Genomic DNA, 6,556 nt, shown 5'->3' with positions numbered 1-6,556 from the left:
ATCCGCCGCTACATCATCTGGCGAAACCGCCATGCCGACGACCGGCGCCTACGCGCCGTCGTCGACAGGGCAAACGTTGCCTGATCCGGCACTAGCTCGCCACGCGGTAGCGGAGGTAGACGACTCTTGAGCTGAAGGTGTGGGTCTCGACGAGTTCGAGGTCCACTCGGCGCTCGCGCTGGGGAAAGAACGGAATGCCACCGCCGACCAGCACCGGGTAGGCCCTGGCCCGGTACTCGTTGATCAGACCCAACGCGGCCGCCTCGGCGGCGAGAGTCGCGCCGCCGATCGCGATGTCGCCCTCTCCCGGCTCGGCTCGCAACCGCTCGATCTCCTCCGCCAGGCCGCCGGAGGCCAGACGGGCATTGCCCTGCACCGCCGACAGCGTGGTGGAGAACACCACCTTTGGGAGCGGCTTCCAGATCGCGGCCCACTCGAGCATTGAGTCGTCGAGTGATGGATCCTGGTCGGCGGTCTCCCAGTACAGCATCGTCTCGTACAGCCGTCGTCCCAACAGGTGGGCGCCGACCTGTCGTATCTCGTCGGTCCAGGAGCGAAAGGTCTCCTCGTCGGGCGCCGTCCAGGCGAAGTTGCCGTCCGGCCCGACGATGTAGCCGTCAAGTGAGACGTTCATCGAATAGGTAACGCTGCGCATCAGCAGTCCTCCTCGGTAACGGGTTCGACAGTACGACCGCCGGACTCATCGCGGCTCGTCCGCACGGACATCGACCACCACCTCGGAGCCATCCGCACTGCGCACGAAGTGATCCGGGGCATGCCGACGCTCCCGCTCACCGTCATGCCAGTGCAGCCAGAACGGCTGCGAGCCGATCCCCACCACGTTGGGATCGAAGTCCATCAGCAGCAGCCGCTCCCGCTCAGCCACGACTCGAAGCCGACGTGCCGCCCGGTCGTCGCCGCCCAGTGAGCACGGGCGCAGCGCGCACCGGCCCCGGTCCTTGGACCGGGGCCGGTGCGCCGTACGGCGGTTACTTGCACTTCTCGTCGATCTTGTACTGGAGTGCCCGCGGGTAGTCGTGCCGGCTGAGCCGGACACGGGCCAGGATCGGGGCGTGGTTGATGTCGTTGCCCGGATCGGCGATGTCGAGCAGCAGTGACTCCAGTTCGGTGTGGGTGGTGAGCTCCCGCCCGTGCATCCGGTCCTTCTCCGAGCCGAAGACTTCCGCCAGCTTCTCGTACTGCCACGGGTGCAGCACGTTGTAGAAGTCGGCCCCGTCGGACGGCTTCTGCTTGTAGTAGCAGGGGCTGATCAGCATCTGCTCGATGCCGTAGAAGCCCTCGTTGTCCAGGACGAAGACCACCGGCCGCAGGTGGTGGCGCACGTGCGTGGACAGCTCCTGGCAGATCTCCTGGAACGAGCCGTCCCCGACGAACACCAGCGGCCGCTTGAGCGGCTGCTGGCGGGCCAGCGCCACCCCGGTGGCCGCGCCGACCGAGTAGCCGATGGACAGCCAGCTGTTCTGCGCCACGAAGCTCGCACGCTCCGCCATCCGTAGATTCATCGAGCCCAGCAGTGCGAACGCTGCGTCCGAGACCACCGTGAACGGCGAGGTGGCCTCCGGGCCGTCGCCCTGCGCCTGGCTCAGCAGGAAGGCGTTCATGTGCTGGAAGAACCCGTCGTACGTGAGCTCCTCGGGGTATTCCGTGCTGCTCAGGCCGGTCAGGAAGGCGATCGTGCTCGCCGGGACCTGCCGGTCCTTGGCGTGTGCCAGCGCGAAGAGGTCTGTCTCGAACGCCCGCTTGCCGAAAGCGGCACCCAGCGCGTCCCGCAGTGCCGGGACGAACCGCGCCAGCTGGACGTCCGGGAAGTACTGTGTACCGACGCTGACGCCCTCGTGGGCGGCCACGATCCAGTCGTCGCCGATCGACTTCTCGCCGCCGAGGTTCTTCGACGTCGACCAGGTGCCCAGGCCGATCCGGCACCCGGCGGCCTTGAAGGCCTCGCGCACCTCCGGCAGGCTCGCCTTGCCGTTGTAGACGCCCGTGAAGCCCGGGGTGTTCTCGGAGACCACGGACTTCGCGCCGACGGTGGTGCAGAACGGGATGCCGGTCAGCTGCACCAGCGAGACCAGCTCCCGCTCCAGCCGGTTGCGCTCGATCTCCTCGCCCGCCCACAGCACCGGCGTGCCGAGCCGTTCGACCAGCTCCACCGAGGCTTCCACCGCCTTGGCGAGCATCTCCTCGTTCTTCTTGGTGAACGGCCTTTCCCGGCCACGTAGTTCGCCCTGGGGTGGGGCGCACGGGGCATTCCAGAGGTCGTCCATCACCTCCAGGTAGACCGGCCTGCGCTCGGTCAGGCCGGTGGTGATCGCGCTGTCGATCTGCGAGGGCGCGAGCCCGGGGTTCGAGATCACCTGCGCGTCCACCGTGACCTGCCGGTAGACCTCCAGATTGCTCTCCCGGCGCTGGCTCATGTGCGAGGTGAGTAGACCGACCGCCTGGTAGTTGAGCCACTGCTCGTACGACGGCGCCGCGTTGATCGCGATCACCGGCACGTACTCGACGTACGCGCCGCCGATCGGGTTGAGCAGGCTGAACGCGCCCACGCCGTAGGTGACCGCGACGGCGGCGACGCCCTGCTCGCCCTTGGCGAGGTCGGCGTCGGCGGCCCGCACCCGGGCGTAGGCGTCGGCGGCGTAGCCGCCACCGATCTCGGTCGGGGTGCCGACCCAGCGGACCCCGGTGGTGGCGTGCATGATCGTCAGGAACGGGCCGAGGTGGTCTCCCGGCACTCCGAACAGGTACCGGATGCCCAGTTGTTCCAGTCTGGTGGCCAGGTAACGGCCCACCGTCCATTCGTCGTTGCCGCTCATCTGCTCATCATCTCCGTTCTGCGTGCGCGTCCGGTCCATGCTTCGGGCCGGATCTCCGGTTTGGCGCGGGGCGGTGGCGCGGGTGCCTCGTGCACGGCGATCGCCGCGCGGACGGCGGTCTCCACCGCGCCCTCGATCCAGGCGTGCTTGAGCGAGACGTGCTCGCCGGCGAAGTGCACCGGGCCCTCCGGCTTGACCACGTCGAGGTGGAAGCTGGTCATCTGGTGCGGGGTGTAGACCGCCGCCTCGCCGAAGGCGTACGGGTCGCGCAGCCAGCTCTGGGTCTGGCCGTAGCCGGTGTAGAACACCTCGATCCGCCGGCCGTGCACCGACTGGAGGTTGCGCAGTGCGTACACGTACCGCTCGGCGTCGGCCATCGAGTCCCAGCGCACCGCGTCATCCGACCAGCTGTAGCTGGCCAGCACCACGCCGCCGTCGTCGCTGTCGGGCACCGGGTGCGAGGGGTAGTACATGAAGCGGTTCGGGTTGTCGGTGGTCGAACCGCCGCCGAAGCAGTTGGTGGCGGGGCGCACGCTCGCCCGGCGCAGCGGGGTGTGCCGGAAGACCTCCAACTGCTCCTGGCTGATCCGGCTGGAGTCCACGCTCCGGTGGGCGCCGAGCAGCACCCTCGGCAGATTGGGCGGCGGCCGGTGCCCGTTGTGCGCGGCCAGCGCGGCCGCCTCGGCGTCCTCCTCGCCGGCCTGCTGGTAGTACTCGTACAGGCCGGGCTCGATGGAGTCGAGCTCGTCCTTCCAGTCCGCCTCGGTGAACTCCCACCACCGGCGGGAAAACTCCAGCAGCACCTTGGTGGCCTGGTCGTAGTGTGTCTCGATGATCGCCCGGCGCTTCTTGTACGAGTACGGGGGCGAGACCTGGACGAACCGCAGCGCGGAGAACGGCACGGTGACGATCGCGAAGTCACCCTTCCAGACCGTGGGTTCGGCCTCTGGGTCGCCCTCGGGCACGGTGTGGACTGCGACCTGGGGCCCGTTCGGTCCGACGTCCTGGCCGGCCCCGCCGTCGCGGCGCGGGTCCCAGTACTCCATCCGGATCATCCGCTCGCCCATTTCGAGCTCGTCCTGGAGCTCCTCGGCGAGGGCGTAGGGCAGCTGCCAGCTGCCGCCCTCGATCTCCCAGTAGGTGGCGTCCGGGTTGATGTCGCTGCGGCCCAGGAAGGTGTGGAAGAAGGACAGGTGCAGCCGCGAGGTCATGTTCTCGATCGTGCCGATCGCCTCGATGGCCTCGTCGCTGAAGCCCGCGTACTCGCGCAGGAAGCGGCCCATCGAGTAGCCGTCGAAGTCGCGGATCACCCGGGCCCAGCCGTCCAGCCACTCGGCGAACGGCTTGCGCACCCGCTTGCCGTTCTCGATGTACGAGTAGTAGTCGCGGACCGGCTCCAGCGCCTGGTTGACCATCTCGCCGGCGGTGATCCGCACCTCGTCGCCGGTGAGGTGGAAGCCCTCGTTGACGCTGCTCGGGTCGGCGGCGTACTCGCTGCGGCGGGCCTGGATCCGGTTGGTGCGGATCCAGCTGTTGAAGCGCTTGACCGGCTCGCGGAAGTCTGGGCTGTCCTCGCCGTACTTCCAGACCTTGCCGTCCTCGAAGGACTCGTAGACCACCGGCGGGACGGGCGTGTTCTGGTTGCCGGTGTCGGGATCGACGTCGACGTTGTAGAACAGCTGCCGTTTCAGGCCGAGGCTGTCGACCAGGGCCAGGGTGAGCGGGTGGAAGCTGGGCAGCCGCATCGCTCCGGCCTCCCCGTACTGCTCCGGGTCGTAGAACGGGCTGTCCTGCTCGTCGTCGGTGGAGCGGAAGGTCTTGATCCGCCCACCGACCCGGTTGGCGTTGGCCTCCAGGATGGTGACGTTGTGCCCGGCGTCCTTGAGCAGCTTCCCGGCAACCAGACCGGCGATCCCGGCGCCGACGATCAGCACGTCCTTGGGCTCGTCGGTCTCCGGGATGCCCTCCTTGATCAGGAGGTCGAGGTAGCGCAGCTTCAGGTCTTTGTCGTCCGGACCGACCAGCAGCAGTTCGCGGGCCAGCTGCCAGCAGGTCTGCCGGCGGGCTCGATCGTTGGCCGTGCCCTCGACGGTGGGGCTCTCGTTCATGGCTTCTCCTCGCCGCTCAGGAGCCGACCGACTTGTTGGGGAGGTCCTTGCCCTCGGCGAGCAGCCGCAGCGTGCTGATCGAGGGGGTGAAGGCATAGAGCGCGCCCGTGGTGCGGACGAAGCGCTTCATGTCGACCGTGCCGGAGGTCCCGTCCGCGAGCTCGATCGAGGCCTTGCCAGCGAGGCCGGTGACCTTGTCGAAGCCGTTGGCGACCACCTGGTCGGGCCGGCTTTCCCCAGGGGGGAACGTGTCGTCGTTGGACCAGTGCTGCTGGACCAGTTCGAACTGCTCTTCCAGCGAGGTGCCGTAACAGACGAACATCAGCCCGCGGTCCTTGCCGTCGTCCCGGCCGCCCTTGAACTCAGGACCGTACGGGATGCCGCGGCGCATCAGACGGTGGCTCTTCGGCTTCTTGTCGACGATGCCGGCGAAGACGCGCGGATGGGTGCGGCGGATGTGCGCGACCCAGGGGGTGTCCTGGCCGATGGGGTCGTTCGCGTAGTCGAAGTCGTTCCGGTCCGAGCCGAGGCCGGTCACGGCGCTGCACGGCGGGGCGAGCGGTGTGCCGTCCTTGGCCCGGCCGACCAGACAGGCACCGAGCCGGTTGGCGTCCATGTTCCCGGTGAAGTTCTTGACGCCGTCCACCACGGCCTTGTTCCAGCCTGCGACGTCCTGGCGAAGGCGGCGCACCACTTGGAGGGAGCCGTTCTTCATCCACACCGGCGCCTTCCGGTCGCCCTGTTCGCTCTTGTAGCCGAAGACGAACTCGCCGGGTTCGATCAGCTCGGTCCCGGCGTGGTTGTCGCGGAAGCCCTTGCGGCTGGCGTCCTCGCGGTGGAAGTCCTTGACGCCGGGCTGGGAGATGCCGTCCTTGTAGCCGAAGTGCTCGTGACCCTTCAGATCGCCCTTCAGGGTGCGGCCCTCGTCCACGTGGACGCGCGTGATCTGGTGGGTCTGCTCGACCGTGTCCAGGTTCTTCAGCTTCTCCTTCAGCAGCGCCTCGGTGTCCGCGGCGACGATGAGGACCGCGTGCACAACCTTGTCGCCGGTACCGGCCCCGAACAACCAGCTCTTGGGGTCGCTCTCGCCGGTGTCCCCGAGGTCCTTGGCCCGTGCGGCCGCGCCCGCGCAGAACGACGTGAAGGTGCTGAGGTCCTTCTTGATCTGATCGGGCTTGTTGGCGATCGTCACGAGGCCCTCGAAGGTGAGGGAGACCCCGCAGCGGACGGTGGTGATCGACGGGTCGCGGCCGAAGGCCCGGCGGGCCAGCGAGAACTGCTCATTGAAGTCTTCCGTCTCGTTGGTTGTCGCGACGGTGTTGAGGATCGCGGAGAGCCAGCCGCGGCCCTTGGCGGCGTCCGGGAAGCGCAGGTAGCGGAAGTCCATGAAGTCCTTGTTGAACGCGGCCAGGATGTTGCCCTGGATGTCGGTGGACCCGCGCAGCTCCGGCTGCGGCAGCTGCTCGATGGACGGGACGGCGGTGGGACGGGTGGGGGTCGTGGTCACGGTGGGGCTCCTCGCGTGGAGTGGAGGGCGGCGGCAGATTCGTATAGGGATGGCACGATCACCATCGATCACAAAACATGACCAATCGGACACTTTAAGCAACTATG

Annotated in this window: 4 protein-coding genes and 2 pseudogenes; 1 reads left to right on the top strand and 5 read right to left on the bottom strand. The window is 68.0% G+C overall.

All coding sequences use genetic code 11. The features are described 5' to 3' along the window. Positions 1–84: pseudogene (locus ABZ826_RS23380) on the top strand (transposase); the annotation flags it as partial. A 7-nt stretch (positions 85–91) separates the two neighbouring features. Here ABZ826_RS23380 and ABZ826_RS23375 read toward each other — a convergent pair. The 5 genes and pseudogenes from ABZ826_RS23375 to ABZ826_RS23355 all read right to left on the bottom strand — a co-directional run bounded on the left by ABZ826_RS23375 (position 92) and on the right by ABZ826_RS23355 (position 6,449). Further along, a complete protein-coding gene (locus ABZ826_RS23375; protein WP_361451426.1) occupies positions 92–655 on the bottom strand; it encodes a dihydrofolate reductase family protein in 564 nt (187 codons plus the stop codon). Positions 656–709: 54 nt separating this feature from the next. Then, positions 710–927, bottom strand: a pseudogene (locus ABZ826_RS23370) (TnsA-like heteromeric transposase endonuclease subunit); the annotation flags it as partial. Between the two features lie 62 nt (positions 928–989). Continuing rightward, on the bottom strand, positions 990–2,834 hold the full coding sequence (locus ABZ826_RS23365; RefSeq protein WP_361451423.1) for a thiamine pyrophosphate-binding protein: 1,845 nt from the start codon (positions 2,832–2,834) through the stop codon (positions 990–992). After that, a complete protein-coding gene (locus tag ABZ826_RS23360) occupies positions 2,831–4,942 on the bottom strand; it encodes an FAD-dependent oxidoreductase (RefSeq protein WP_361451420.1) in 2,112 nt (703 codons plus the stop codon). The genes ABZ826_RS23365 and ABZ826_RS23360 overlap by 4 nt, the downstream gene beginning before the upstream one ends. A 16-nt stretch (positions 4,943–4,958) precedes the next feature. Beyond that, positions 4,959–6,449, bottom strand: a complete 1,491-nt coding sequence (locus ABZ826_RS23355) for a Dyp-type peroxidase (RefSeq protein ID WP_361451417.1) — start codon at positions 6,447–6,449, stop codon at positions 4,959–4,961. Between the last annotated feature and the right edge of the window lie 107 nt (positions 6,450–6,556).

The organism is Streptomyces sp. NPDC047515, assembly GCF_040643055.1.
In the GTDB taxonomy this organism is placed as follows: domain Bacteria; phylum Actinomycetota; class Actinomycetes; order Streptomycetales; family Streptomycetaceae; genus Streptomyces.
Note: the sequence above shows the minus strand (reverse complement) of the source record. Positions and strands in the feature narration are given on the sequence as shown.